Origin of the sequence: Chryseolinea soli (genome assembly GCF_003589925.1) — a bacterium.
GTDB classification, from domain to species: domain Bacteria; phylum Bacteroidota; class Bacteroidia; order Cytophagales; family Cyclobacteriaceae; genus Chryseolinea; species Chryseolinea soli.
On record NZ_CP032382.1, the window covers coordinates 4,455,804 to 4,482,112 of the forward strand.

A 26,309-nucleotide genomic window follows, 5' to 3' on the forward strand; every position below is an offset into this window, starting at 1 on the left:
TAAATTTTATGGCAAAGCGTTAGCGATTCGTACCGAGAATCCTGACCGCTGAAGGTTCTTCGCTCCGAAATATTTCAAAGTAGTAAGGGAGGAGGAGCTTATGTTCTCCACCTCCGTTCAAGGGTAAGAAACGACATGTTGAGCTTTGCTGACCCCGTTGTTTAGATTTTGTCAATTGGACCGATAGACCATAGCAAACTCATTTGCGAATTCCTGCAGGGAAGTTTGACCCGCCACGTGTGCTTTATGCTTTCGAAGATCTTCCGTAAAGCTTCCATCCCGCAGCGCGATGCCGATCTCGACCATGTATACGGTCGCCATTTGTTCTGAGAATCCGTTTTGTATCAAAGCATTCAATAGCTGTTCATCTGAAAACGCAACCCAGCGCACGTCCGTCTTCCCAACGGCGTTGCCCAATTGTTTGGCTACGTCCGCTCCATTCTTTTCATCGCCGACAATGTATCGAAACTGCTTTCCGGAAAACGACAATGTATCAAGAGCCTGGAAGGCTACTTCGGCGATGTCGCGCGGGTGGGAGAGGGGGAAGGTGACCGAAGCGTCAAAATTGTTGCCCAGCATGCTTTGATGTTTCACCATGCCGATCACACCCAGGAAATTGGTGAGGAACATGCCCGGTCGGAGGTGCAGCACATGGACATCAGTGAGCGCATTGAGTTTTTGTTCAACAAAATAATTAGGCCCCGTCGGCCCCAGGCCGTCCGGATCATGTGCGCCAATGCTACTCAAATTCACGACATACTTGATTCCATTGGCGTGAATAGCCTTTGCATATTGTACTCCCACGGTGCGGATGTACTGCTTTAGATCGGTTGACCGGAAGTTTGGCGGGATCATCAGGTATACGGCATCTGCGCCTTCAAAGGCTTTGGACACAAAGGCATAATCTTCAACGGAACCGATGAGAGGAATGGCGTGAAGCGCTCTGATGTCATCCGCACGCTCGGCATTCGAGCTCACCACTTTTACTTCGTGCCCGCGGGCGACTAATTTTTCTACCAATACGCGACTGATGTTCCCCAGGGAACCCGTTACTGTAATTTTCATATTCGTTTTTGTTTTTGTTGTATGGGCAAAACTATCTTTGTACTTACTTTTGTACAAGTACTTACCCTATAGTATGTATGACCACCATTAAAGCAACTTCCACCATCCAGGAAAACAAGAGCAGAGCTTTTGTCGCCTGCCCGGTCACTTTTGTTATGGAAAAGATCGGCGGCTACTGGAAGCCGATCATCCTGTTCAACTTGCTGGGAGGAACCAAGCGCTACAGCGAATTGAAACGGTCGGTCCCCACCATCACGGAGAAAGTTTTGATCCAGCAACTGAAGCAGTTGGAAAGCGAGGGATTGATCACGCGAAAAGCAAAGGATACCGTGCCGCCGCACGTTACCTATGAATTGTCAAAATCCGGAAAGGCGCTGCGGCCTGTGCTTTATGCTATGGCCGAATGGGCAGTACACAACAGTGGGAAACTGTCAAAAACGTTTTCCCGGCAAATGGCTGATTTTCCTATGGAATAATCAGCGACCGTTTTAATAAAAAAATGAGCACATAAAAAAGGATCTCTTGACTTGTTCATATGTTCATACATATATATCTTTAGCGATCAGTTATTTTTCCGGATTGCGTCAGGTAAAAAACTGTACCACTGATCTACATCCTAAAAAATCATTTCGATGAGACATCTCCTGTCAAAAGGTATATTTCTTCTGTCGTTGAGCAGCCTTTCCATACCGCTCCTGGCCGGTCCCGGAAACATTGCGTCACAGGCTACCATCACGGCGTCCACCGAACTTAATGCCGATTTCAATGCCCGGAACATTGCCGATGGCATGATCCGCATTCCGGGCAAAGGCGAATGGGCTTGTGTGGGCGACACGACCGATTGGGGATATATTCGTTTTCCGTGGATCCAACTGGAATGGAAGTCGGAGCAGAAGATCAACAAGGTTGTGTTGTATGACCGGCCGTCCCTGCGCGAGAACATCGCGGGCGGCAAACTCCTGTTTAGCGACGGCAGCATCATCTGGGTGAACCAGCTTCCCAATGATGGAACCGGGAAAGCGATTGCGTTTGATACCAAGACCGTCCGCTGGGTAAAGTTCATCACCACCGACGGAACGGGTAGAAACCTCGGGTTCTCGGAAATCGAAGTCTTTTCCTCGCCGGAGCAGTTCACGGACTATGTGTCGATGGTCGACCCGTATATAGAGACCAACCGCGGCCGGTATTTTTTCTTTGTCACCGGCAGCAGGCCTTTCGGCATGGTGAGCGCTGCACCCCACACGCGCAACAAGAATCAAAATGGCGGTGGCTACAATTATAATGAGCAACACATCCTGGGCTTCGGACAAATTCATTGCTGGATGCTCTCGGGCATCGAGGTGATGCCGGCGCAGGTTTCGGTTGATCCCACAAAGGGAGAACCCGCCTGGAAATCAAAATTTACGCACGACGAGGAAATCGTGCAGCCGGGCTATCACCGCGTCTATCTTCAGGACGCAGACACGTGGACGGAACTCACCACAACCGAGCGCGTCAGCTTCTATCGTTTTCGCTTCACGCGCGATATGAACACGCAAATTCTCGCGAACCTGGGCGGCTACCTGTCCAACAGCACCATGGCCAATGCCGAAGTGAAGAAGACTTCCCCTTCCGAATTTGAAGGTTCGCTCAGCTCGGTGAAGCGTTATTGGGGTGGTCCCAAAGATGTAAAAATATATTTCGTCATCCGTTTTGATAAACCCTTTCAAACCCTCAACGGATGGAAAGGCGCGCGACGGTTGAAAGACCTCACCACCTTGTCGGGCGACAGCCTCGGTGTCTCTGCAGGCTACGACGTGAAAGCGGGCGAACAACTTCAAATGAAAATTGGCATCTCCTATACCAGCATCGATAACGCGCGAAAGAACCTGGAGACGGAATGCACGACTTGGGATTTTGACGCGGTGAAGAACGAATCACAAAAGATCTGGAACGATTGGCTGGGAAAAATTAAAGTAGAGGGCGGCCGCGTCGATCAGCGCGTGAAATTTTATACCGACCTCTGGCACGTGCTGCTGGGCCGTCATAAGATCAACGATGTTTCGGGCGATTATCCCGATCGCACCACCGGCAAACGCGATGGCAACTTCACCGACGCCGTATTCAAAGTGAAAACGCTGCCACGTGATGCCAACGGAAACCTGAAATACAACATGTATAATTCAGACGCGTTTTGGCTCACGCAATGGAATCTCAACGTGCTCTGGGGGCTGGCATGGCCGTCGGTTCAAGATGAGATGTCGGCTTCCATGATCCAGTATGCCGACAACGGCTACCTGCTTCCCCGCGGGCCGAGCGGCGGTGGCTACTCCTATATTATGACCAGCAGCCCCACCACGATGCTCATCGCCAGCACCTACATGAAGAACATGCTCACCAAGGTTGATCCCGCCCATGCGTTCGAGGTTGTGAAACGCAACCACTTGCCCGGTGGCATGTTGGGAAGCACCGCCGACATTGAATTTTATACAAAACACGGCTGGTGGAAAGACAATGCGGGCATCACTGTCGAAGCGGCTTTTCAAGACTGGGCCATCGCCCAAATGGCGCAAAAACTGGGACGAAAAAAAGACTACACATTTTTTATGGACCGGTCTGCGGGATGGAAAAAATGCTTTAATCCAAAATGGAATCTCCTGTTTCCAAAAGATGCAAAGGGAAATTTTCTACACGACGATCCGCTCAGCGGCAGGGGATGGGTGGAAGCCAATGCGTGGCAAGCCACTTGGGCGGTGTCGCACGACCTGCCCGGGCTGGCCAAACTCATGGGCGGAAAAGATTCGCTGGCCGCAAAATTGAATTATGCTTTTGAGAAGGCGGAGCCCAGCAACTTTGTGTTCGCCTATACCGATGGTTATGTGAGCTACGCCAATCAACCCGGCTGTTCGAATGCGCACGTTTTCAACTATGCCGGCAAGCCATGGCTCACGCAATACTGGGTTCGCCAGGTAAAAGAAAAAGCCTTTGGCGGCACAACGCCCGACCTAGGCTATGGCGGGCACGATGAGGATCAGGGGCAAATGGGTGGAACGAGTGCCTTGATGGCCATCGGTTTGTTCAGCGTGCAAGGCAATGCTGCCGTCGATCCGGTGTATGAGCTCACCAGTCCTGTTTTTGATACGATCACCATTTCACTCGATCCGAAATATTATAAGGGCAAGCAGTTTGTGATCACCACGCACGGCAACAGCGACGAGAATGTCTATATTCAAAAGGCCACACTCAACGGAAAATCCCACCCGCAATTTTGGATCCGCCATGCCGACTATGCACAAGGCGGTCAATTGGAATTGTGGCTGGGAAAGGAGCCCAACCAGAATTGGGGAACGATTTCCGGCAACTGACGCGGGTGTGGCGCCCATCCTAATCCAGCAAGAAAGCGATCGAATGGCCTGATTGACGGTCAATACCAAGGATCGCGCAACCGCATTGCCCCTTTTCGGACAAAAGGATTCCCTTCGATGCAAACGTTTTAAAAAAAAGTAAAAATTCTTTTTTCGTAATCGTTTTTTGTTCAATTTTGATTTGTTCATATGTTCATACATATAAAGACCGCACGCGAGAATCATGCTTTAATGCCCAACTAAATTCTTTTTTATGAGTAAAAAATTTTACCGCGACATAGGACTATTCCTCCTGACGGTAGCCTGCTTTCTGGCCGCAACCCCGGCCGGTTTTTCATCGCCGGCTATTTTTTTAGTACAACAAACCAAGATCTCCGGTAAAGTATCCTCTGCCGACGGCGAGGTTTTGCCGGGGGTAAACGTGATCATCAAAGGAACCAATGAAGGAACGGTGACGGATGCCGATGGACTTTATACGATCAACGTTCCCGGTCCGGATGCTACCCTGGTGTTTTCATTTATCGGCTTCTCGCCGGAAGAGATCACCGTCGGCAATCAGACCCGTCTCGACGTGACCATGACCCCCGCATTGGAAGCGCTTTCGGAAATTGTGGTGATCGGTTATGGTGAAGTGAAGAAGTCGGACCTCACGGGTTCGGTTTCGTCGGTGAAGGCCGAGGAGTTGAAAGCCATTCCCACCACATCGTTCGACCAGGCCCTGCAGGGAAGAGCTGCCGGCGTACAAGTGCAACAAACTTCGGGTCAGCCGGGTGCGGAAGCCTCCATACGCATTCGGGGAACCAGTTCGATCACGGCGGCCAACGAGCCACTCTATGTTATAGACGGTATGTTGGTGAACAGCAGCACCGCTGATGTTACGGCCGGTGGTTTTAATGGCCCGCGCATTGGGCCGCTTTCCGCGATCAACCCCAGCGACATTGAATCGATCGAAATATTAAAGGATGCCTCCGCGACGGCGATCTACGGATCGCGCGGCGCCAACGGCGTGATCCTCATCACTACGAAACGTGGTAAGAAGGGAACCAGCGCCCTGAATTTCGAAAGCTATTATGGCGTTCAGCAAGTTTCGAAGCAACTCGACCTGCTCAATGCGAGCCAGTTCGGCAGCCTGGTGAACGAGGCCCGGTCAAACGCCGGTTTGCCGCTGATCTATACGGATCCTCAAAACCTCGGCACAGGCACCGATTGGCAGAAGGAGATCTACCGCACAGCACCCATACAAAACTACCAGTTGTCATTTACCGGCGGCACCGAGAAAACACAATATGCCATCTCCGGTGGATTGTTCGATCAGGACGGCGTCGTGATCGGCAGCGACTTTCGCCGGTATTCCTTTCGCACCAACATCAACACCGAGATCAGTAAAAAGCTTAGCGTAGGAACCAACTTATCGCTTTCCAGCACGCGCGGCAATGTGTTGAATACGGGTCTTCAATTTATTGCGCCGGGTGTGATCGGCGAAGCATTGACCATGAACCCGATCTTGCCGGTGTATGATGCCACACAAAAAGGAGGGTACACGTATGAGAACACCATCGGCCCGGCGCAGGCAGCACAAACCGGAACTGTGGCCGGCAACCCTGTGGCTGAGGCAAGAAGCGCGCAAGCCCTGAGCACCAGCACCCGGATCTTGGGAAATGTAGAAGCGAAATATAAGATCATCGACGGCCTGGTATTCAAGACCAGCTTTGGCATAGACGGTGTGTTTTCAAAGGACAGAATGTTTCAGCCCTCGTGGCTCCGCGCTGCGCAGGCTGCGAAGGGCGCCGCCGGTCAAGCGACCTTGCAAGGTGTGACCTGGCTGAATGAGAACACGCTGACCTACGACAAGCAGCTTCGTGGAAAAGACAACCTGAACGTGGTGGTGGGCTACACCCTGCAGGAATTTCAAAACGAATCGTTCGGCACCAATGTTTTTGGGACCGACGACCAGTTGGGATATCACCACTTGGGTAGCGCCTCGAACCCGCAGGCTCCCTACAACAGCGAAAGCAAATGGAGCATGGTGTCGTACCTGGGACGCGCGCAGTATTCTCTGAATCACAAATACCTGTTCACCGTCACCGGACGGGTGGATGGCTCGTCAAAGTTTGGGGCCGCGAATAAATATGCCTTCTTCCCCTCCGGCGCATTTGCGTGGCGGATGTCGGATGAGTCTTTTATGCAGGGAATTGAATTCCTGTCCGACTTAAAACTGAAGGCTTCTCTCGGTACGATCGGTAACCAGGCGATCAATCCGTATCAATCGCTTCCTACTGTCGCCTCCTATGGTCAAGGGGTTTTCAACAACGGCACCACCGTGTTGCCCTACAACAGCAGCCAGCCGCAGATCTACAACAACCCGAACCTGAAATGGGAGACCACCCGGCAATTCAACGCAGGCTTTGACGCCGGTTTTTTTGACGGACGCATACAGATGACGGCCGAGTATTATCGAAAATATACCTACGACTTGTTGCTGAACACCCCGATCTCCAGCACCACCGGATTTGAGACCACCTATCTGAACGTGGGCAATGTTGAAAACAAAGGTTTTGACCTGGAGATCACTACGGTGAACACCAGTCCCTCCAGTGCGCTGAAGTGGAACACCTCGCTCAACGTTTCGATGAACCAGAACGAGGTGACCAAGCTGGCCACCGATAGCGACGTGCAGTTGGGCAACGGCTTGATCTTGCGGGAAGGACAACCCATCGGCACGTTCTATGGCTATGTGTTCGACGGCATTTTTCAAACCGATGAAGAAGCCAGTAAGAGCGCCGTGTTTGCCAACCAAAAAAGCGGAGCAAGCCAGGCCAAAGCCGGCGACCGGAAATACAAGGACATCGTGCCTGACGGTGTGATCGACGACAAGGACCGCACTATCATCGGACATGCGCTGCCGAAGTATACCTGGGGCTTGAACAACACCCTCTCTTTCAAAAACTTCACGCTGAACTTTTTCTTCCAGGCCTCGCAAGGCAACAACATGAACAACCTGAACCGGATGTTCCTGGAGGACATGAACGGCGAGCACAACGTGTTGGCCGATGCAGCCTTGAATCGCTGGACACCGACAAACCCCAGCAACGAATATCCCCGCGCGTTGGCAAAACGCACGGCCGATGTGGGCACCATTTCTTCGAAGTTCATCGAAGATGCATCCTACATCCGGTTGAAGAATGTGAACCTCGCCTACAACGTTCCTTCGATGATGTTGGATCGCTTTGGTATGAGAAGTCTCCGGATCTATGTGAGCGCCACCAACCTGTTCACCAGCACTAACTACCGTGGCTATGATCCGGAAGGCAGCAGCTATGGAACCGCCACCGCTTATCCCGGTATCGACCAGGGCCGCTATCCGCTGACAAAAACTTACCTGGTGGGTCTTAACCTTGGTTTTTAAAATTTAACGATCACAACCATGAAATCATTGACTATACATATGAAGACGGCCGGTGCCATCCTCCTGTTGTCGCTGTTGTCAGTTTCTTGTAAGGACTTCCTGGAAGAGAATCCGAAGGACCGTCAGACGACGACGAATTTTTATACGACCGAGGAAAATGCCCTGTCGGCCGTGAACGCGATCTATGCGCATTTGAATTCTCAGAGCGGCGACACGTTTGGTGGGGTTTATTTTGGAGGCTTCTGGGTAACGGAAGGATTGTCTTCCGACGAGATGATCAACCTCCAGTCGGGATCGCCCGACCAGGATCAGCTCGCCACCTTTACACAAGACCCCAACAATGCGACGCTTTATGAAATTTGGAAACAACACTATAAAGCGATCTCCCTCGCCAACGTGGCCATCGCCAAGATCCCAGGCATCCAAATGGACGAAACGCTGAAAGCACGCTACATCAACGAAGCGAAATTTCTCCGGGGATTGTTGTACTTCAACCTGGTGCGCATGTTCGGCAGAATCCCGCTGCTGACGAGCGACATAACCTCAACGACCCCGCCAGCAGCAGAAGTCGATGCGATCTACACGCAGATCCTCGCCGATTTCAACGATGCTACGAATCTTCCCGCCGACCAGGCCGATGGAAGAGGACGCGCCACAGCCGGTGCTGCACATGCCCTGTTAGCAAAAGTATACCTCACGCGTAAAGACTATGACAACGCCATCGCAGAATGCGAGAAAGTGATCAACTCCGGTAAATATGAATTGTGGGATAATTTTGCAGACATCTTCAAAATTGCAAACCGCGGAATGAAAGAAGCCATCTTCTCGGTTGGCTTTGGAACCGCTGGAAGCGCACTCAGCTTCTGGGAAGTGGCGCAAGTGCATGTGCGTTTGTTGCCTCCTGAGCTGGCTTCGGCTGGGATCACCTCCAACACGCTGGGATGGACAGCGCCCACGCAAGCCCTGGTGGACAGCTACGATGCCACCGACGAACGCCGCGATGTGACCGTGTTCAATCGCTTCAGCGAAACGGTGGGGGGAACTGCTTACAACGTGCCGTTCAGCCGCTATTATTTTAGAAAGTATTGGGACGTTACGGTGCCGACTGAATTCAACACCTCCGAAGCCAACATCGATTTCCCGGTGATCCGTTATGCGGATGTGCTGTTGATGTATGCCGAAGCCTTGAACGAAAAAGACCGGTCGCAAGAAGCACACGACGCTGTGAACCTGGTGCGCCACCGGGCGAACTTGGCGGATCTGTCGGGGTTGAGCAAGGATGCCTTCCGCGACGCCGTGCTGGTCGAGAGAAGACATGAGCTGGCAGCCGAAGGCCATCGTTGGTTTGACCTGGTGCGCACGGGCAAGCTGGAGCAACTCGTGCCGCTGGCAAAACCCGGCGTGATCCCACAGGCGAAGCATTACCTGTTCCCCATTCCGCAGCGCGAACGCGATCTCGATCCCAACTTACCTCAAAATGACTATTGATCATGAACAGGGAAAATACATCCGCATCACCCGTAAAATCTACTACCATGAATGTGTATCGTCAATATATCGCATACGGCGTCATACTGTTGGCCACGGTTTTGAGCCTCGGTTCCTGTGAAGATGACTATCAGTCGGACGCTGCCGATCCGGGCCTTCCGCTCACGGCCGGCGGCGTGTCCATAAAAGCGCCTGGTCATGGCCAATATCTGCTTTCGCGCAAACTCGTGGACGGTCAGGCGGTGATCACCGCAGACCTGTCGACGATGGGAACCGTGAAGTCGTTCACCGTTACCAAAACCGTGGCGGCACAAAAGGACGGCACCTTTGGACAAAACGGGGTGATCACCGTTGATCCTTCGGGGCTTCAGGCCAAATACGACTTTACGTACAACCTTCAGGACACAGACGTTGACCAACTGATTGGGCTCACCTTCGAAGCGCAGGATGATGCCGGGAAGGTGCTGACCAGCGATCTCACGCTCGTGGTCACGTTAACACCCCGCGAAAATATCCCCCGCAAAAAGTGGGCATGGACGTCCAGGCTTTGGGTGGACAACGATAATTCACAAGACCTGAAAGATTGCGAGAAGGACAACTACTACCTGTTCAACGCCGACAGCACGGTCACCGTAAACTACGGCGCCGACACCGGGGCAGGCGACTGTGTGTTTGACGGCTTCACCATCTATGACAAATGGTATCTCACCGCCGATGAAAAATACTTTATCCTCAAAAGCCACGGCCTGTTCGATCCTACTGTGAAAGTGGATTCGTTCCAGATGCAGACCCTCACCGTAGACAAACTGGAGATGTCGATCGACATCGATCTCTCGATCTTCGGACTGGGAACGGATGAAACATTCCTCTACCAATACACGGCGGAGCCTAAGTAAACGAACTTGTTTTGCGATGAAAAGAATTCCGGCTGCTACAGCGGCCGGAATTTTTTTATTTAAAGTGTTTCATCGAGACACCTTCGACTGCGTCCCCACTAAGGTTTTTTGTTTGATTATAGCGAGCAGAAAGGCGAAGGCGCATTTCTCCGGCTGTGATACAAAAAAAGAGCCCGTGCAAAAAATGACACGAGCCCCATATTCAACCCAAACTAGATTATTTCTCTTTTGTTGCGTTTATTTTGCCACCAGCGCTGATGAGTGTATAGTAGTCACCGTGGAAGAGCACGTGCCGTAACGTGCCTCTGAAAGGGATGGTACCCGGTTCCTTGATCATTCTTCCTTGCAGGTCGGGATTGAACCCGAAGAAACATTTCAGCATCACCTGCGACATGCCGATGCCGGCCATGGCGTCGCGGGCATGCCACCCGCGTTCGGCGATGCGTACCTTGGCCTTTGAGTCTTCCTTGTCATCGCCCCACAGTTCGTGCGACTGCGCCCAGGAGCCTTCGTACGTTACCGGCTCGATTGCGTGATAGAATTGAAGGGCTTTCTCCGAATATCCCATTTGCACAAATGCGTCCATCGTTCCGGCAGGCCAACCGTCGTAAGCGCCGAGGGGACCATGATCGGGACGATCGGAATTCTTTGCGGCGACGTCCAACAGGGATTGAGCTCGCATCCAGTGATCGGTCATCAATTCCTGGTCTACGAATTTGATCATTTCGGTTTTCATGGTGTCGCTGAGATCCTGCGCCATGAAGCGGCCCATAAACATGAAGTCGAGACAGTGGCGTACTTCAATGGTCTTGTTGTCGGGATAGAGGCAATTCCACACGCCGTTGCCGGCGTAAAGTTTCATAAGGTATCCTTTCAGCTCGGTGGCCTGGTTGCGCAGTTGCCCGGCCTTGGCCTGATCACCGGCTGTGGCATAGAGGTCGGCCGTTTCGCGCAGCATCCAGATATAGCCTGCGTTAAACGAAGGGACAATTTGTTTGTAGGTGGGCACGCACTCGAGCAGGTTCCACTCGTCGCTGCCAAAATCGGCGAGCTTGTATAGTGGATCGGTATAGCCCGGTTTTCCAAAGAGCGCCATGCGTTGCCCGTTGGTGGCGTAGTGCTCCAGCGTTTCCAGGATCGTTTTTCCTTCGACTTTTTCTTTTAGAAAGGCATAGTCGCCAGTGACCGCTAAGTAGGAGCGGACCAACTGAAACAAGGCCCAATAGTTTGCTGAGTAAGGATTGCCAACGCCCTTGCCGCCGAAATTATCCACGCCATAAAATTTGCTGGGATCGACCTTCATCCATGCGACGATGTTTTCTTTTAACTGCACGGGATCTGTCACCGCTTGCACCGTCGACCATTCGGTGTTGTCCCAGAAGAAGGAAATGGTGGCGCCCCATTTTGGGCCGCCGGTGAGGATCACTTTTTTGTGCTGGGGTAAATTAGTGTTCAACAAGTACAGCATCGTGAGTGGACCGGTGTAATACACACGGGAGGCCACGGTGTCTTCTGTTTCCAGCACGGGAAAACATCCGGAGAACAAGGTGTTGTGGGGTTGAAACATGGATTGCCACCGCTGTTCCCAAACCGATTTGACCTGGGTAAATTTTTCGTCAAACGTCGTGGTCCAGGTGTTTAACTGTTGGGTGATCGCACGGTCGCTGTTGCCATAGTGCATGAGGTATTCGATCACTTTTGTCTCTCCGGATTTTAGCGGCAATTTCCATTGAGCCGTTGCGCCGCTGTGGAAAATTATTAATGTGTCCGGCGTGGTTTTGAATGCGAAGCCCGTGATGGCCGGGGTTTCGGTGTCGTGGATCAGCAAGGTATTTTTTCCGGAAGCGGTGGTGTTGTATTTCGTGGCGTTTAAGATCTGATGATCATCGGGTGCGCGCAGGGTCATTTTCTTCCCGGTGGGTTTTCCATCCACGAGTTCATCTACCTGCGCTTCAGCCAGGGTTGCGCTGCCGATGCTTTTGCGGACCATCTCTACTTCCTCGTCCCTTTTGGTGACCATGCCTTTCATTTTTGGATATGGATACCACCATTGCCAATCGCCACCATACTGACTGATAAAGCCAATGGCATCCACAGAAATGTTCGCCGTGTCGGGGTGGTCATTTTGATTGGTGATTTCGATTCGCCACAACACGCCGTCCTCTTCCGGGAGCATGCGTGTGGTGGACAACAAAGCGAACTTCTTATAACTTGCTTTGCGCAGGGTTTGGTAGGGCTGCCACCGGAACATGTCCACGAGCGGCACCTGGCCATCGATCTTGAAAACACCGGTATGGTAGCCACCACTATACGGAGCCGAAGCAAACCAACTGATGGACGTGAGATCGCGGTTGGCCACCGCCTGGCCGCGGAAATTTCGCAACGACGGTTCCATGGCAACGGTGTCGGCTTTTACCCACTTTCCGGAAATCTGATCCAGCGAGGGAATGTAGTTTTTCTCCGTTTGCGGAGGCGTTGAGCATCCCACCATAAAAAGGAATGCGAGAATGGAAAATAAGCCGATATAGCAAGGGGAGCGCTTCATAAACAGGCAGAATTTTGAAGTTGTCTGTAAATTAAAAGTATCAATTTTATTTGTTCATATGTTCATACATATCAAATTTAATTTTAGCTTTGTATACACAACCCAAAATGCCGTCGCATGAAAACCATCCTGAACGTTGCTGTTTTAGTTTTTTGTCTTGCCGCATTTTCCTGTAAGGAAAACAAGTCTTCGCAGACCGAACAACCCGAGAGGCCGATCACCTTTAGCGTGGGGCCTGCCCCGGAATGGACCGCGTTGCTGAAGCGCGACCACGGATGGTTTGGCGCCGATGGTATTTTCGCCATTCCCTTTTCCGGCGTTGACCAAAGCAGCGGAGCCAACGACAGCATCATGTTCCTGTTCAGTGACACCATGGTGGGCGACATCGACAAGGGTACGTTGAAACCCGGCTACGTCATGGTGAACAACTCGGTGATGATGCTGCACGGAAAAGAACCGTCAGCTTCCGCCGCTCATTTTCTCATCAACAAAGGAGCCGACCAGAAGCCGGCCTCCTTATTTGTGCCTTCCTCACCCGAAACCAAAAAGGACGACTACTATTGGCTGGGCGATGGCTTTGTGAACAACGACATGGACGGCAGCCTCTGCATTTTTGCTTATCGCATCCGAAACACCAACGATGGAACGGCTTTCCCCTTTCGCGAAGTGGGCAACAACCTGATCGTGATCCCAAAGGGAACGCCCTATCCATTCAAGGAGCAGAAACAATATGACATGCCGTTTTCCGCTTCGAAAGATTCCTTAACCACTTCTTTTGGTGTGGGCGTCCTTTCGAACACGCAGTCGGCCGGTGCCCCGGATGCCGATGGGTTTGTCTATGTGTATGGCGTGAAAGGCCGCGCGAAAGAACTGGTGGTGGCCCGGATCAAACCCGCACAACTAACGGAATTTTCTTCGTGGGAATTTTATAACGGCACGGCCTGGAGTTCCAAACCCGAAGACGCGCAACCCCTGGTCGACAGCGTTTCAAACGAATTGAGCGTGACACCGCTGGGCAACGGCAAATATGCATTGATCTATCAATACGCCGGGCTGATGCCCACCATCTATCTGCAGATCGGAACATCGCCGGTAGGACCATTCGGTCCCCGCCAAATAGTATGGAACACCACCACCGACGTCAATGAACAAGGGCTCTTCACCTACAACGCGAAAGCACACCCCGCCATTTCAAAACCCGGCGAATTGCTGGTGAGCTTTAATGTGAACAGCTTTGATTTCTTCAAGCAGATCCAGACCCTTCCCGACCTGTATCGTCCCCGGTTTGTTCGCATCCTTTTCAACACACCTACGGCAGGCAAATAGTTTAACCCGCATTTCATGGAGACGCTACACGCAACCCAGACACTACCCGCAAACACTTCCGGATTCGTTTTCAAAGTTTCCGTCGTGGCTGCATTGGGTGGATTGCTTTTCGGATACGACACCGCCGTGATCGCCGGGGCCATCGGCTTCCTGGAAATAAAATTCGGCCTGACACCAGTCATGGTGGGATGGGCCGCCAGCAGCGCCATATGGGGTTGCGTTCTCGGCGCCATGATGGCAGGCTATCTGAGCGACCGCTTTGGACGGAAAAAAGTATTGATCATTACGGCAGTCCTGTTTTTTGTTTCGTCACTGGGCGCGGCGATTCCACAAAGCTTCACCCAGTTTGTACTGGCCCGGTTTGTAGGAGGGCTGGGTATCGGTGCGGCATCGATGCTTTCGCCCTTGTACATTTCGGAGATTGCCCCTGCAAAAATTCGCGGACAGTTGGTGAGCCTCTATCAACTCGCGATTGTGTTGGGGATAAACCTGATCTACTTTGTCAACTTCAAGATCGCGGCACAAGGTGACTCGGCGTGGAATGTAGAATGGGGTTGGCGCTATATGCTGGGTTCGGGTACCCTGCCGGCCTTTTTGTTCTTCGTCCTGTTGTTCCTGGTTCCCGAAAGTCCGCGCTGGCTCATCAAACGGAGACGCTATGACGAAGCCTTGCAAACCCTCGAGAAGGTGAACGGGAAAGAGAAGGCGCGCGAAATCGCTGATGAGATCCAGTCTGCACTTTCACAAGAGAACGGGACCGTCGCTGAATTGTTCAGCCCCGGTTTGCGCATGGCCCTCGTCGCCGGGATTGTTCTCGCTTTGTTTTCGCAGATCACCGGCATCAACGCAATCATCTATTATGCGCCCGAGATATTCAAGAGCATCGGTTTCGGACCGGAGTCGGCGTTTCTTCAGACGGTTTTGATCGGTGTGATCAATACCGTGTTCACCTTCGTGGCGATCTGGCTCATCGACCGTGCGGGAAGGAAAACGCTTCTGATGTGGGGAGTAGGGGGTATGATCGTTTGTCTGTTGGGCATCGCGTTGTGTTTTCAATACAACATCACCCAAGGGCCGTGGCTCCTGCTTTTTATATTGGCATACATCGCGTGCTTTGCGTCATCGCTGGGCCCGATTCCATGGGTGCTCATCTCGGAGATCTATCCCACAAAAACCCGGGGCCTGGCCATGTCGTTTTGCACGCTGGTACTTTGGATTGGGGTGGTCTTTATCACCCAGTTCACGCCGGTGTTGTTGAAGGGGGAGATGGGGGGCGCCGGCACGTTTGGGATCTTCCTGATCAATGCCGTGATCCTGCTCATTTTTGTCTGGCGCAAAATTCCGGAAACAAAACAGCGCACCCTCGAAGAGATCGAGCAAAGCTGGAAGCAATAATTTTTTGGATCGGTAACAGCGACAATTGTCCTTGGCTATGACTACAAAAAATGTAAAATCAATGGAGGTTGGAATCGGGATCGACATGGGCGGCACGCGCATAAAGATCGGCCTGGTACACGAGGGTGTGTTGGTGGTGGCAAGAAAAATTCCGGCCGCGGCACACGTCACCCTGGAGCAGCGCCTGGCCGAGATCGCCGTGGAGACGGACCGGATGCTGGCTGAAAACAACTGTACACCTACGGGTGTGGGCATTGCGTTTCCCGGCATCGTCGATTCAGACAACAATAAAATATTGTCAAAGTATGTCAAGTACCCCGACGCCAGAAGAGTCGATCTCTCGGGATGGGCGATGAAACAGTGGGGCATTCCGTTGGCGCTGGAGAACGACGCGCGGGCAGCCCTGGTGGGGGAGTGGCAATATGGCGCCGGGAAAAATTGTGACAATCTGGTGTTGATCACGCTGGGCACGGGCGTGGGATCGGCCGCGCTGATCCACGGAAAATTGTTAAAAGGCAAACACTATCATGCCGGCAATTTGGGCGGTCACATCGCGATCAATTTGCACGGCGAGGAATGCAATTGCGGAAGCGTGGGTTGCGTGGAGTCGGAAGCGTCCACATGGGCCCTCGAAAAACAGGTGACCCGGTCGCCACTCTATAAGACCAGCGCCCTTGCTTTGGAAAAAGAGATCAATTTCAATACCGTCTTTAAAAGCGCGGCGGATGGCGACACACTGGCCATCCAAATCCAGGAGAATTGTTTGAAGGCCTGGGCGACGGGCATACTCAACCTCATCCTTTCCTATGATCCCGAGCGCGTAGTGATCGGGGGCGGCATCATGACGGGAAAGAATCTGCTCATCCCGTATGTGCGCCGCATGATTGAAAGAGACTCGTGGATAAACGACAATCCCATCGAGCTGGTCGTGGCCGAACAAGTGGAGTACGCAGGAATTTTAGGCATGTATTATTTATTATCCCTTTTGCAGAAGGATTACAAACCGGTATTATGAAGTCAAATTTTGATAAATGCCCATCCATTGAAGTCAGTTCGGAAAGCCGTGATTGCATCACCGGTTGGGAAAGCATCTGTAAACGTCTCCAGGAATTTATCGCCACCCGTGGAAAGACCCGCGTCGTGGTGGCCATTGATTGTTATCATGGCGTGTTGCATCAGGAAACGGAAGCCGCGCTGAGAAAAGGTTTACAGCCTCATCCATTCTTCAACAGCGCATCCGCATTCCTCTCGGAAATGGAAGTCTCCCGCATGGTCTATCCTGACGTCACCGACGACCGGATCTTCGGTTTCATGACCCGCCTGACGCTGGAGAAATTCTTTGACGAGAAGAAACTACAAGCCCTGCGAAAAGATATCGACGCAATCACCAGTGGGGTGATCATCGTCTATGGCGAAGGCGCTGCCTATGTGGCTCAAAATGCTGATGTGCTCGTGTACCTCGACATGGCACGCTGGGAGATCCAGTTGCGTATGCGGCGCAACGAGGTAGGTAACCTGGGCGTGAGCAATACCGACGCCGAGTTTTCTTTAAAGTATAAGCAAGCCTATTTCGTGGATTGGCGCGTGCTCGACAAACACAAGGTAGCGCTGATGGATCGTTGGGACTTTGTGATCGATAGCAACAAACCGGACCATCCCAAGATGATCACCGGTGCAGCCGTGTTGAAGGGGCTTGAGAAAGCGACCCATACACCGTTTCGGGTGGTCCCGTTTTTTGACCCCGGGCCCTGGGGTGGTCAGTGGTTGAAGGAAGTGGCTGACCTTGACCGGTCGGCCGTGAACTTTGCCTGGGGATTCGATTGCGTTCCCGAAGAGAACAGCTTGCTCTTAAAATTTGGGAATGAGACCGTGGAGGTCCCTTCCATCAACCTGGTCTTTCGTCAACCGGAAGCGTTGCTGGGAAAACGCGTCTATGAAAAGTTTGGTGCGGAATTTCCGATCCGCTTCGACTTCCTCGACACGATGGACGGCGGCAATCTCAGCCTGCAAGTGCACCCCACCACGCAATACATCCGGGAACATTTTGGAATGGACTACACCCAGGACGAGAGCTACTACATGCTCGACACCCGCGAAGGCGCGTTCGTTTACCTCGGGCTGAACGAGAATGCCGATCCGAAGCAAATGATCAGCGAGCTCAAGGAGGCACAAAATGAAGGCAGCACCTTTGACGCAGAAAAATATGTCCAGAGGTGGCCCATCAAAAAGCATGACCACGTGCTGATTCCCGCGGGCACGGTGCATTGTTCGGGTAAGGATAGCGTTGTGCTGGAGATCAGCGCCACGCCCTATATTTTCACGTTCAAACTTTGGGATTGGGGCAGACTTGGGCTGGACGGCAAGCCGCGACCCATCAACATCGAGCATGGCGAAAAAGTGATCCAATGGGATCGCCGGGAAACCTGGACGCGCAAAAACCTGTTGAACCGCGTGGAGAAAGTTGCCGCCGGCGACGGATGGGTTGAAGAACGCACCGGCCTGCATGAGTTTCAGTTTATTGAAACGCGCCGGCATTGGTTTACAAAAAAAGTGCTTCACCATACCCACGGTGGTGTCAACGTCATCAACCTCGTGGAGGGCAGAGAAGTTATCATAGAAAGTCCAAAGGGTCTTTTCAGACCCTATGTGATCCACTATGCCGAGACGTTCATTGTGCCGGCAGCCGTAGGCGAATACACCATCACCCCTCATGGTGAATCCGCAGGGAAGGAATGTGCCACGCTAAAAGCATTCGTGCGCACGGAAGAGATTATCAACGGCTATCATAGTTTGGTGTGATTTCGATCCGAGCCTGCGGCATCCCTCGCCGCGGGCCGATCGAATAGCATGACCCGTCCATACAAAAAAATAAATGAAACCCGGAAGGTTAATGAGACTTCATACGTATCGCTTGGCGATCCTGCTTTTAGTGTTGTTTTTGGCGGCACCTCTGTGTAGGGCAGAGGTGCGCCTGCCAAAAATCTTCGGTAGCAACATGGTGTTGCAGCGCGACCTTCCCTTGCACTTTTGGGGATGGGCTTCGCCGGGTGAAGAGGTGAAAGTGGTGATGGGCGTAAGAACCGTCAGCGTGAAAAGCAATGCACAGGGCAAATGGTCCTGCGTGCTTCCTGCGCTGCAAGCCGGAGGACCCTATGAGGTGGTAGTCAGCGGAACGAACCGGATCGAACTAAAAAACATTCTCATCGGTGATGTGTGGGTCTGCGGCGGACAGTCGAACATGCAATGGCGCCTGGATCAGACTCCCTATGAAGAAATGGATTCCGTCTTGTTGAAACACGCGAACATCCGCTTGTTCACGGTGCCGTTCGACATGGACTATCAACCCCGCGAGGACGTGAAAGGAAACGGTTGGCAGACGTTGAGTCTTCAGACCATTCATGAATTTTCGGCGGTTGGCTATCACTTTGGAAAATATCTGTACGAGCATCTCGATATTCCCATCGGCCTGGTGAGCGACAACCTGGGAGCGACGGCAGCAGAGGCCTGGATGAGCAACGAGGCGTTGTTGCAATTCCCTGAATTTGCAAGCCTCATTCAGCCGGTGGTAAAACACGGTAAAAGCTTCGACGCTTTAACGGCTGACTTCGAGAAGAACAAGGCTGCGTGGTTCAAAAAATATTATTTCAAAAGCGTTGGTGTAAAAGAAGCCTGGCTCAAACCGGAAACAGATGTTGCGGATTGGAAACTGATCAATGCGTCGGGCAACACCTGGGAAAATGAACCCGATCTCAAAGACCACGACGGCGAAGTGTGGTTCCGCACCACGTTCGATCTCCCTGAAAATTATCATGACGAAAATTTCAACATCGCCCTGTCGCAGATCGACGACTATGACATGGCTTGGGTGAATGGCGTGAAGATAGGAGAGACCTATGGCAAACATAACCACCGAAACTACAGCGTCCCCACCCGTTCCCTGAAACCGGAAGGCAATGTGTTGGTAGTGCGTGTATTCGATGTAGGCGGCATCGGGGGCTTCACGACGAGTCCGTTTTGGGGAAGCAAGATCCTGTTGGGCAGCTGGCTGTATAAAAAAGGCGAGGCAATTGATCCGGCAAAATTTCCAAAAGTGGAGATGCCGAACGCGACGCCCTTTTCGTCTCCGGGTGTTTTATACAATGGCAGCATTGCCCCACTCACGTCGTTTCCCATCAAGGGAGTGATTTGGTACCAGGGCGAGTCCAACGTCGACCGCGCATATGAATACCGCGAGTTGTTTCCTGCGCTGATCCGTGATTGGAGAAAACACTGGAACCAGGGTGACTTTCCCTTTTTGTTTGTGCAGCTGGCAAACTACATGGACGAATCAAAGGAACCCGGCGAGAGCCATTGGGCAGAACTCCGCGAAGCCCAGACCCTGACGCTTTCATTACCCAACACCGGCATGGCTTCGGCCATCGACATCGGCGAAGCACAAGACATTCATCCCCTGAACAAACTGGAGGTCGGCAAACGCCTGGGTCTCGTCGCCATGAAGGTGGCCTATGGAAAGAACGTGGTGGCCTCCGGTCCGTCGTTCAAAAGTATGCGCGTAGACGGCGTGCGCCTGATCATTTCCTATGACAATGTTGGAGGCGGCCTGGTGTCGAAAGACAAGTATGGCTACCTGCGTGGATTTCAAGTGGCGGGCGCCGACAAAAAGTTTTACTGGGCCCAGGCCCGGATGGTCGACGGCAAAGTGGAAGTGGTCTGCGACAAGGTGAAGCAACCCATCGCCGTGCGCTATGCCTGGGACAACAACCCCGGACCGCTCGACCTTTACAATGCCGAAGGACTACCCGCCGTTCCCTTTCGCACCGACACCTTCAAGGGCAGCACCGAAGGACAGGTATTTGTGGAGGGTCCGCGTTTCTAAGGAATCGGATTCACGCGTGTGCGGACGAATGGGTTCTTTTATATGTAGGGACATTAGGACATAAATTTGTGCTTTCCCTGAGAACCCGTAAATTTAACTATTACTTCTTATTCGTATGGCCGTAAAAGCAAAACCGTCAAAAGAGACGGTAGAGTTCAAGATAGATCACGACAGTCCCATTCCACTGCACGTGCAGGTGGAGACCTTGATGCGACAGCTGATCGGCAGCCCGCAGTATCAGAACGGCAAAATGCTTCCCAAGGAAATTGAACTGGCAAAGCGGCTCGGCATCTCGCGCAACACCATACGACAGGCCACCAACAAACTCGAGCACGAAAACCTGTTGGTTCGTAAAAAAGGTGTGGGGACACGGGCGGTCAAAAACGCCGTGAGCACGCGGCTCAACAACTGGCTTAGCTTTAGCGAGGAGATGCACAGCAAAGGCGTGGAGTTTGTCAACTTCGACATCAAGGTCAGCTGGGTCAATGCCGATGCTGACGTGGCCAACACATTGCAAATCGATGAAGGCAAGAAGGTGTTAAAGCTGGAGCGCTTGCGCGGCGTGGCGAAAGGCCCGTTTGTATATTTCATCTCCTATTTTCATCCGCGCGTCGGCCTCACCGGCAAAGAAGATTTCACCCGCCACCTCTATGAGATCATGGAGCAGGAGCACGCTACGATTGCATCCATATCCAAAGAAAAAATAAATGCCATCGGTGCTCCGACCGATGTGGCAAAAAAGCTAAGCATAAAAAAAGGCGACCCTGTATTGTTCCGCAAACGGATTGTCTGCGACCCTGGCGATCGCCCCGTAGAATACAACCTGGGCTATTATCGCGGCGACAGCTTTACCTACGAGATCGACATCAAACGCTAAGCTAACGTCTCTCCAAAAAAACACCGGGCACGCAGGCCCGGGTTAATGAGGGGGTCTTCTGTCAGGGTCCTTATGGACCATGTCCCGTAGCCACTATTTTTTTGAACCTGCCTGACTTGTCTTACTCTTGAAAAGCGGGGATTCGCGAAAGTACGGATTGCCTTCAAAGCGGATTACGTAGTCGGATTTGAAATGTGTGCTCTTCTGATAATAATCGGTCGTGATGATCTGTGCGCCCGACTGTTGTGCTGCTTCAAAGCTGCTTTTGTCATTGGCGCGCGCTTCGTCTGTATCGGAGTCGGCCCGTGTGCGAACGATATAGCCTTTTTTTACGAGGTCTTTGATCGCCTCCTGGTCACGCTTCGCACTGTTCATGATGAGAATGGCGGCTTCGGGCGTTCCCACAGTGGCGTTGGCAAAAAGCATTCTGCCCTTTAACGACGGATGGCCGGCAACATAGAGGTCGACCTTCGGCCCTTTTTCGTCCAGGATGAAAATGAATTTCCCCTGGGCTTCTTTCAGAGTAGGCCAATGGTTGGCGAGTACGGCACTTTCCAGCGTTTTATATTTGCCCCTCACTTGGTCTGGCGTGATGACATAATTTTTTCCCAGGTAGTCGACGATCTCTTTGTCCAGCGCATCGTAGGTGGCTGCCGTAAATTTTTCGACGGTCGTAAAGCCTGGCTTTGTGATGCTTTCGTCTTTGGCATTCATCGTGATAAAAACGGGATTGTGCGTAGGGTGCGCATCGGACCATTTTTTCAGGTCTTGCAGACACTGTTGAAACGTGAGGCAGTGGCTTCTGAAGTCTATGTCGGTAATGTGAAAAACCTTGAATCCAGGATTCTTCATCACCCCTTCCGGATCGAACGGTGGTTGACCAGGAGCCCAATCCAACCCGTTTGGATGAGCATAACGTCCGCCCTGTGTATCGGCATATACATCGATCTCCAGGTTCAAAAGCCCGAGATTCAACTGGTCGGTTATGCTGATGTGGCTATAGTCAATTTTACTCATCGCCACCGAATCGCGAGCTTTCAGCATCTTGAACAACGCCGGATCGATGGCTTTCTTATAACTGTTGTGTGAACCGATCACCTGGATGTGATTGATTGGTAGATTGTCCGTTTGACCGCTTGCGTTTAAAATAGAGATCGACGCGAGGAGAGCAATACTAAGATATTTTTTCATGCATGGTTTGAGTTTAAAAAGCAGCAAAAACACCTAAAAGTAAGCGGCGAAATTTAGAAATGCATGCTTGCCGACATTAACTAAACTTTAACCTTTTTCATAAAAAGAAATATTCAGACGCAGGTGTGACTCCTAAATATATATATTCTATGGCGGTAGCAAACTCGTGCATGTATGACTGAAAACGGATACATCAAGCGTTACAAAAACACCCGGCCGGTCAACGCACGCCGGAAGAAGAACAGCCTGGGCGTTTTGTGCAGTGATTTTGAGTTCGTTAGTATCGAACAGGGACTAATGAAGACTATACTCCCATTAGAAGGTAATTAAAAGGACATTATAGCATCATTCGAGCAACCGGGGGATAGGAGGCGACACAAAAAAAGAGTTATCGGGTTATCGATAACTCTTTTTTATTAAAGATCAAGCGTGCTTTTTATTCCTTCAACGTAGCAATAAAACTCAATACATCTCGGATCTCTTTCTTCGTCAGCAACAACCGCATCGGTGGCATGCTTGAGGCGGCATCCGTCCGCTTCGCGATGGCTTGCTTTTGTACGAGCGTATCAGGCCGGTTGCCGATCTTTAGCTTTAGATAATCCGGCTTTTCTTCCTGCAAGATGCCGCTTAATGTCTTTCCGTCTTTTGTCTCAACGGTCACCATGCCATAACCCGGTGCAAGCCTCGCGCTAGGATTAATAAGGGCTTCCAACAATTGTTCGCGCGTCAGGCGTGCCGCCACGCCGTTAAGTCGCGGCCCGGCCGTGCCGCCCATGTCGCCATAGGAGTGGCAACGGATACATTGTGCCGTCTGGTGGCCATAAAAGATCTGTGCCCCGCGATGGGGATTTCCTCCGAGCAATGCTCCTGCATAAGCAGCCTTCAACGTATCGGTAGACATCGATGCACTGATCTTTTTGAAACGTGCATCAAGGTCTTTGTTATGTGTGTTACCAATAGCTTCGGCAAGCTCCAGGTTGACTTCAACCGGAAGTTTTTTCTGTTCGAGCTGTGTCAGGAGTTTGTCAAAGACGGGTTGTGTGTTTTCGAACGGAAGTGTGCCGAGGGTTGTCAGCGCCGCTTGTTTTTCCTCTACCGTACGCGTATTGATCACATCGGTGAGCAATGTCACCATCAGTGGCTTGTCGACATTCATCTTGGGCAATAGATCCAGCGCGGTCACGCGGACTTCTTTTTCTTTATCCGCTAAGGCCGTCTTTATGGCATCACCAATTTTGGGATCGGCAATAGAGGCCAGTGCTTTCAGTGATTCTTCGCGCACGGGAGTGCTGGGATCGCTTTTCAAACGCGCAAATAATTGAGGTGACGCGGAAGCGATCTTCAGTTTGTCAATGGCTTTCACGGCAGCCAACCGGACACCGGCATATTTGTTGCTGGTCAACGTAGTCAATACCGCGGCCGATTTTTCTTTTACAACTTTGTCATCGCGCGTGATCTTGCCGCGGAAACGTCCGTCGACACGATCCAGCACCGACGGTTTCGCCCACGTGCTCAGTGCAGCCAAGGCTTCCGAACGCATCGCCACCGGAGCTTTTTCGTTGGCGGCGTAGTCGATCAGGTTTTGCATCGACGCGTCGGTACCCACGCGAAGATTGGCGTTGATGGCGCGACGCAGCAAGGCTTCGGCTGTGAACTTTGTGTCTTTCAATACGTCACCCAATGCGGGCAGTGCACCTTCAATGGAGAGATCGTCGTTGATGCCGCGTGCCGCTTCGGTCACAACAAATTCATCACTGTCTTTTAAAAAGGCGGCAATGCCGGGATCGCTCAGACGGCGAAGGGCAAGCACCGCACCGATGCGCACGGCGCGCGAAGGATTGTTCGCCAGGGCAACCAGCGGCTCGGCTTTTCCAATGCGGGCCAAGGCCAGGCTCGCGCCGTGACGGATATAAGCATCTTCGTCGTTGTTGGCTTTTAACAATTCAACGAGGCCGCCAATGGCAGGCTCATACGCCGTGCGTCCCAAAGCTTCCGCGGCGAAGAAACGCGCGCGGCTGTAGTCGTCTTTCAGCAGGGGGATCAGTGCTGCGCCTGCTTCTTTATAGCGCACGTCGCCAATCCACTTGGCCGCTTGCGCGCGAATTTCAGGATCGGCATCCTGGAGCAAGGGCACGAGCACGGCGGCATTCTTCAGATCTTTCCGCGCCAATTGGCTGATGCCCCAAATGGCATTTACGCGCGCGAGCTGATGATCTTTTTGTGCGATGCTTCTTTTGAAGACTTCCATGCCTTTGTCGCCGCGGGCAGCCAATTCAAATTGTGCCTTCTGGCGTACGCGCATGTCGGCGTGTGCCAGCAATGGCTCCAGCTTGGCGTCATCGAACGTTGTGAAATCAGCGCGGATAAGCGTCTCGGTATCTTTTCGCTCGGCAGCGTCGGCATTGGCTACATCGAGTTTCCAAACGCGGCCATGATCTTTGGTGCCCCAGCCGTCGATCCAGTCGGCCACATACATGGCGCCGTCAGGACCAAAGTCAATGCCCGTGGCCAAGACACCGCCGAGGACCTTCTTGTTTTCGCCTAGCTCGAACGTTGCACCTTTGGGGTTCAGCTTAAAGGCATGGATACCCGATTGCGAAGGGTTGCCCACGAACTCGGCAATGAAAAAAGTCTTCTGCCATTCTTTGCCCAGCGCGGTGCCGGGGTTGTACAACATCCCTGTGGGACCGTTCACATAGTTGGCGATGGCGGGTGTGATGTAGGCCGGTTGACCTTCCCAACGCGGCGTATACATTTTTTCGTCCATCCAAACTTTATAGGTATTGTTTTCAGGATCGCGGTATTTTCCAAATTGCCAATTGGTACGCCAGCCGATGTCGGCGCCGTTCACCACATAGACGATGCGTTCGCTTTCGCCGGGGTGGTCGCCGTCGTTGTCTTCGCTGATGAGGTTGCCGTATTCGTCGAACACAAACTCATGGGTGTTGCGATTGCCATACGAAAATACTTCGAAGTCGCTGCCGTCGGGATTGGAGCGCACGATCACACCGCTGTTGGGATGTTCCCACGCTTTGCCGGTTTGATCCTTGCCGCTAAAACCGATATCACCGATCTGCCAATAGATCTTTCCCTCCGGACCGATCTCGACGCCCGACATCCCGTGACCACTAAAGCCAACGTGGATGCCATAGCCGTGCGACAGCGAAACCTTATCGTCCATCACGCCGTCGCCATTGGTATCGTTCAAACGCCACAGGTCGGGACCGATGGCAACGAAAAGGTCTTTGCCATGCTTGAGCACGCCACCCGAAGCGTCGGTCACTTCGTCGTGGAAATCTTCGATCACCACTTGTGATTTGTCGGCTACGCCGTCACCGGAAACGTCCTCGACACTATAAACCTGTTCTTTTTCAACAGTCATGTCGCGCCAGTCGTGCGAGCCGTCGTGGTTCAGGTCTTCCAGCCATTTGTTTTTTTCGCTGTTTTCGGGCGAGAGCGTGCGGTGCAGAAAGTCGCGTTTCTCTTCAATATTTTTCAGGGAAATGGATTCGATCTCCCAGTCCTGGTGTCCACGGATGTCGAATTCCGAATGTTTTTGGCGGATGGTGCGGGTGTAGTACAGCTTCCCATCGTCGTCTACATCGATCGACACGGGGTCGGCGATCAGCGAATCGACACCCCACAGCTTGAGCGTGAGGCCTTCGGCGAGCTGGGGCGTGACAACCCCTTCAATTGCGTGGGCCATTTCGGCCGATTGTTTGGGGTCAAGCTGCTTGATCTTGAGATCCACAGCTTTTTCCTTTTCCTTCTGCTGACAGGACGCCAAAAGCCCAATGGCTAACGCGACCGTTGCAAGGCATTTTAGGGAGTATCGGTTTGAAAAAGATTCGGTGTTCATGAATAGCTTGGCTAGATTAAATGTGTTTGTAAGATATAATG

The 26,309-nt window shown here is 52.2% G+C and carries 15 protein-coding genes; 11 read left to right on the top strand and 4 right to left on the bottom strand.

Features of this window, described 5'->3' with window-relative positions; all coding sequences use genetic code 11:
• Nucleotides 1-171: 171 nt before the first annotated feature.
• Nucleotides 172-1,065, bottom strand: coding sequence for an NAD(P)H-binding protein (locus tag D4L85_RS19085; protein ID WP_119755802.1), 894 nt, complete (start codon nucleotides 1,063-1,065; stop codon nucleotides 172-174).
• A gap of 77 nt (nucleotides 1,066-1,142) precedes the next feature.
• Here D4L85_RS19085 and D4L85_RS19090 point away from each other — a divergent pair, with 77 nt between their 5' ends.
• The 5 genes from D4L85_RS19090 (at nucleotide 1,143) to D4L85_RS19110 (ending at nucleotide 10,199) form a co-directional block, all read left to right on the top strand.
• Nucleotides 1,143-1,541, top strand: coding sequence for a winged helix-turn-helix transcriptional regulator (locus D4L85_RS19090; protein WP_119755803.1), 399 nt, complete (start codon nucleotides 1,143-1,145; stop codon nucleotides 1,539-1,541).
• Nucleotides 1,542-1,697: 156 nt separating this feature from the next.
• Nucleotides 1,698-4,409 carry a GH92 family glycosyl hydrolase gene (locus tag D4L85_RS19095; RefSeq protein ID WP_119755804.1) on the top strand — a complete coding sequence of 904 codons (2,712 nt, stop codon included), beginning with the start codon at nucleotides 1,698-1,700 and terminating at the stop codon, nucleotides 4,407-4,409.
• A 253-nt stretch (nucleotides 4,410-4,662) separates the two neighbouring features.
• Nucleotides 4,663-7,815 carry a SusC/RagA family TonB-linked outer membrane protein gene (locus D4L85_RS19100; RefSeq protein ID WP_119755805.1) on the top strand — a complete coding sequence of 1,051 codons (3,153 nt, stop codon included), beginning with the start codon at nucleotides 4,663-4,665 and terminating at the stop codon, nucleotides 7,813-7,815.
• A gap of 18 nt (nucleotides 7,816-7,833) precedes the next feature.
• Nucleotides 7,834-9,303: a RagB/SusD family nutrient uptake outer membrane protein gene (locus D4L85_RS19105; RefSeq protein WP_119755806.1), complete on the top strand. Its 1,470-nt coding sequence runs from the start codon at nucleotides 7,834-7,836 to the stop codon at nucleotides 9,301-9,303.
• A 2-nt stretch (nucleotides 9,304-9,305) separates the two neighbouring features.
• Complete coding sequence (locus D4L85_RS19110; protein WP_119755807.1) at nucleotides 9,306-10,199, top strand: hypothetical protein; 894 nt, start codon at nucleotides 9,306-9,308, stop codon at nucleotides 10,197-10,199.
• 217 nt (nucleotides 10,200-10,416) lie between these two features.
• Here the strand turns inward: D4L85_RS19110 and D4L85_RS19115 are convergent, their stop codons facing one another.
• Nucleotides 10,417-12,744: a hypothetical protein gene (locus D4L85_RS19115; protein WP_119755808.1), complete on the bottom strand. Its 2,328-nt coding sequence runs from the start codon at nucleotides 12,742-12,744 to the stop codon at nucleotides 10,417-10,419.
• 117 nt (nucleotides 12,745-12,861) lie between these two features.
• On the opposite strand from D4L85_RS19115, the gene D4L85_RS19120 reads away from it, so the two are divergent.
• From D4L85_RS19120 to D4L85_RS19145, 6 genes are all read left to right on the top strand, one after another.
• Nucleotides 12,862-14,070, top strand: a complete 1,209-nt coding sequence (locus D4L85_RS19120) for a DUF4185 domain-containing protein (RefSeq protein WP_119755809.1) — start codon at nucleotides 12,862-12,864, stop codon at nucleotides 14,068-14,070.
• Between the two features lie 15 nt (nucleotides 14,071-14,085).
• Nucleotides 14,086-15,465: a sugar porter family MFS transporter gene (locus D4L85_RS19125; RefSeq protein WP_119755810.1), complete on the top strand. Its 1,380-nt coding sequence runs from the start codon at nucleotides 14,086-14,088 to the stop codon at nucleotides 15,463-15,465.
• Nucleotides 15,466-15,526: 61 nt separating this feature from the next.
• Nucleotides 15,527-16,480 carry an ROK family protein gene (locus D4L85_RS19130; protein WP_160143839.1) on the top strand — a complete coding sequence of 318 codons (954 nt, stop codon included), beginning with the start codon at nucleotides 15,527-15,529 and terminating at the stop codon, nucleotides 16,478-16,480.
• Complete coding sequence (locus tag D4L85_RS19135) at nucleotides 16,477-18,264, top strand: class I mannose-6-phosphate isomerase (RefSeq protein ID WP_119755812.1); 1,788 nt, start codon at nucleotides 16,477-16,479, stop codon at nucleotides 18,262-18,264. Before D4L85_RS19130 ends, D4L85_RS19135 begins: the two co-directional genes overlap by 4 nt.
• 91 nt (nucleotides 18,265-18,355) lie before the next feature.
• The gene (locus D4L85_RS19140; protein WP_160143840.1) at nucleotides 18,356-20,341 is read left to right on the top strand and encodes a sialate O-acetylesterase; all 1,986 of its coding nucleotides are present in this window, start codon (nucleotides 18,356-18,358) and stop codon (nucleotides 20,339-20,341) included.
• A gap of 115 nt (nucleotides 20,342-20,456) precedes the next feature.
• Nucleotides 20,457-21,218: a GntR family transcriptional regulator gene (locus D4L85_RS19145; RefSeq protein ID WP_119755814.1), complete on the top strand. Its 762-nt coding sequence runs from the start codon at nucleotides 20,457-20,459 to the stop codon at nucleotides 21,216-21,218.
• 93 nt (nucleotides 21,219-21,311) lie between these two features.
• Here the strand turns inward: D4L85_RS19145 and D4L85_RS19150 are convergent, their stop codons facing one another.
• Both D4L85_RS19150 and D4L85_RS19155 read right to left on the bottom strand, forming a co-directional pair.
• On the bottom strand, nucleotides 21,312-22,409 hold the full coding sequence (locus D4L85_RS19150) for a phosphatidylinositol-specific phospholipase C1-like protein (RefSeq protein WP_119755815.1): 1,098 nt from the start codon (nucleotides 22,407-22,409) through the stop codon (nucleotides 21,312-21,314).
• Between the two features lie 436 nt (nucleotides 22,410-22,845).
• Nucleotides 22,846-26,268: a DUF7133 domain-containing protein gene (locus D4L85_RS19155; RefSeq protein WP_119755816.1), complete on the bottom strand. Its 3,423-nt coding sequence runs from the start codon at nucleotides 26,266-26,268 to the stop codon at nucleotides 22,846-22,848.
• Between the last annotated feature and the right edge of the window lie 41 nt (nucleotides 26,269-26,309).

Excerpts from the sequence above, each read along its gene's own strand:
- D4L85_RS19140 (WP_160143840.1), top strand. The coding sequence starts at position 18,356 with ATGAGACTTCATACGTATCGCTTGGCGATCCTGCTTTTAGTGTTGTTT.
- D4L85_RS19155 (WP_119755816.1), bottom strand. The coding sequence starts at position 26,268 with ATGAACACCGAATCTTTTTCAAACCGATACTCCCTAAAATGCCTTGCA.
- D4L85_RS19125 (WP_119755810.1), top strand. The coding sequence starts at position 14,086 with ATGGAGACGCTACACGCAACCCAGACACTACCCGCAAACACTTCCGGA.
- D4L85_RS19110 (WP_119755807.1), top strand. The coding sequence starts at position 9,306 with ATGAACAGGGAAAATACATCCGCATCACCCGTAAAATCTACTACCATG.
- D4L85_RS19150 (WP_119755815.1), bottom strand. The coding sequence starts at position 22,409 with ATGAAAAAATATCTTAGTATTGCTCTCCTCGCGTCGATCTCTATTTTA.
- D4L85_RS19145 (WP_119755814.1), top strand. The coding sequence starts at position 20,457 with ATGGCCGTAAAAGCAAAACCGTCAAAAGAGACGGTAGAGTTCAAGATA.
- D4L85_RS19085 (WP_119755802.1), bottom strand. The coding sequence starts at position 1,065 with ATGAAAATTACAGTAACGGGTTCCCTGGGGAACATCAGTCGCGTATTG.
- D4L85_RS19095 (WP_119755804.1), top strand. The coding sequence starts at position 1,698 with ATGAGACATCTCCTGTCAAAAGGTATATTTCTTCTGTCGTTGAGCAGC.
- D4L85_RS19130 (WP_160143839.1), top strand. The coding sequence starts at position 15,527 with ATGGAGGTTGGAATCGGGATCGACATGGGCGGCACGCGCATAAAGATC.
- D4L85_RS19135 (WP_119755812.1), top strand. The coding sequence starts at position 16,477 with ATGAAGTCAAATTTTGATAAATGCCCATCCATTGAAGTCAGTTCGGAA.
- D4L85_RS19120 (WP_119755809.1), top strand. The coding sequence starts at position 12,862 with ATGAAAACCATCCTGAACGTTGCTGTTTTAGTTTTTTGTCTTGCCGCA.
- D4L85_RS19115 (WP_119755808.1), bottom strand. The coding sequence starts at position 12,744 with ATGAAGCGCTCCCCTTGCTATATCGGCTTATTTTCCATTCTCGCATTC.
- D4L85_RS19090 (WP_119755803.1), top strand. The coding sequence starts at position 1,143 with ATGACCACCATTAAAGCAACTTCCACCATCCAGGAAAACAAGAGCAGA.
- D4L85_RS19105 (WP_119755806.1), top strand. The coding sequence starts at position 7,834 with ATGAAATCATTGACTATACATATGAAGACGGCCGGTGCCATCCTCCTG.
- D4L85_RS19100 (WP_119755805.1), top strand. The coding sequence starts at position 4,663 with ATGAGTAAAAAATTTTACCGCGACATAGGACTATTCCTCCTGACGGTA.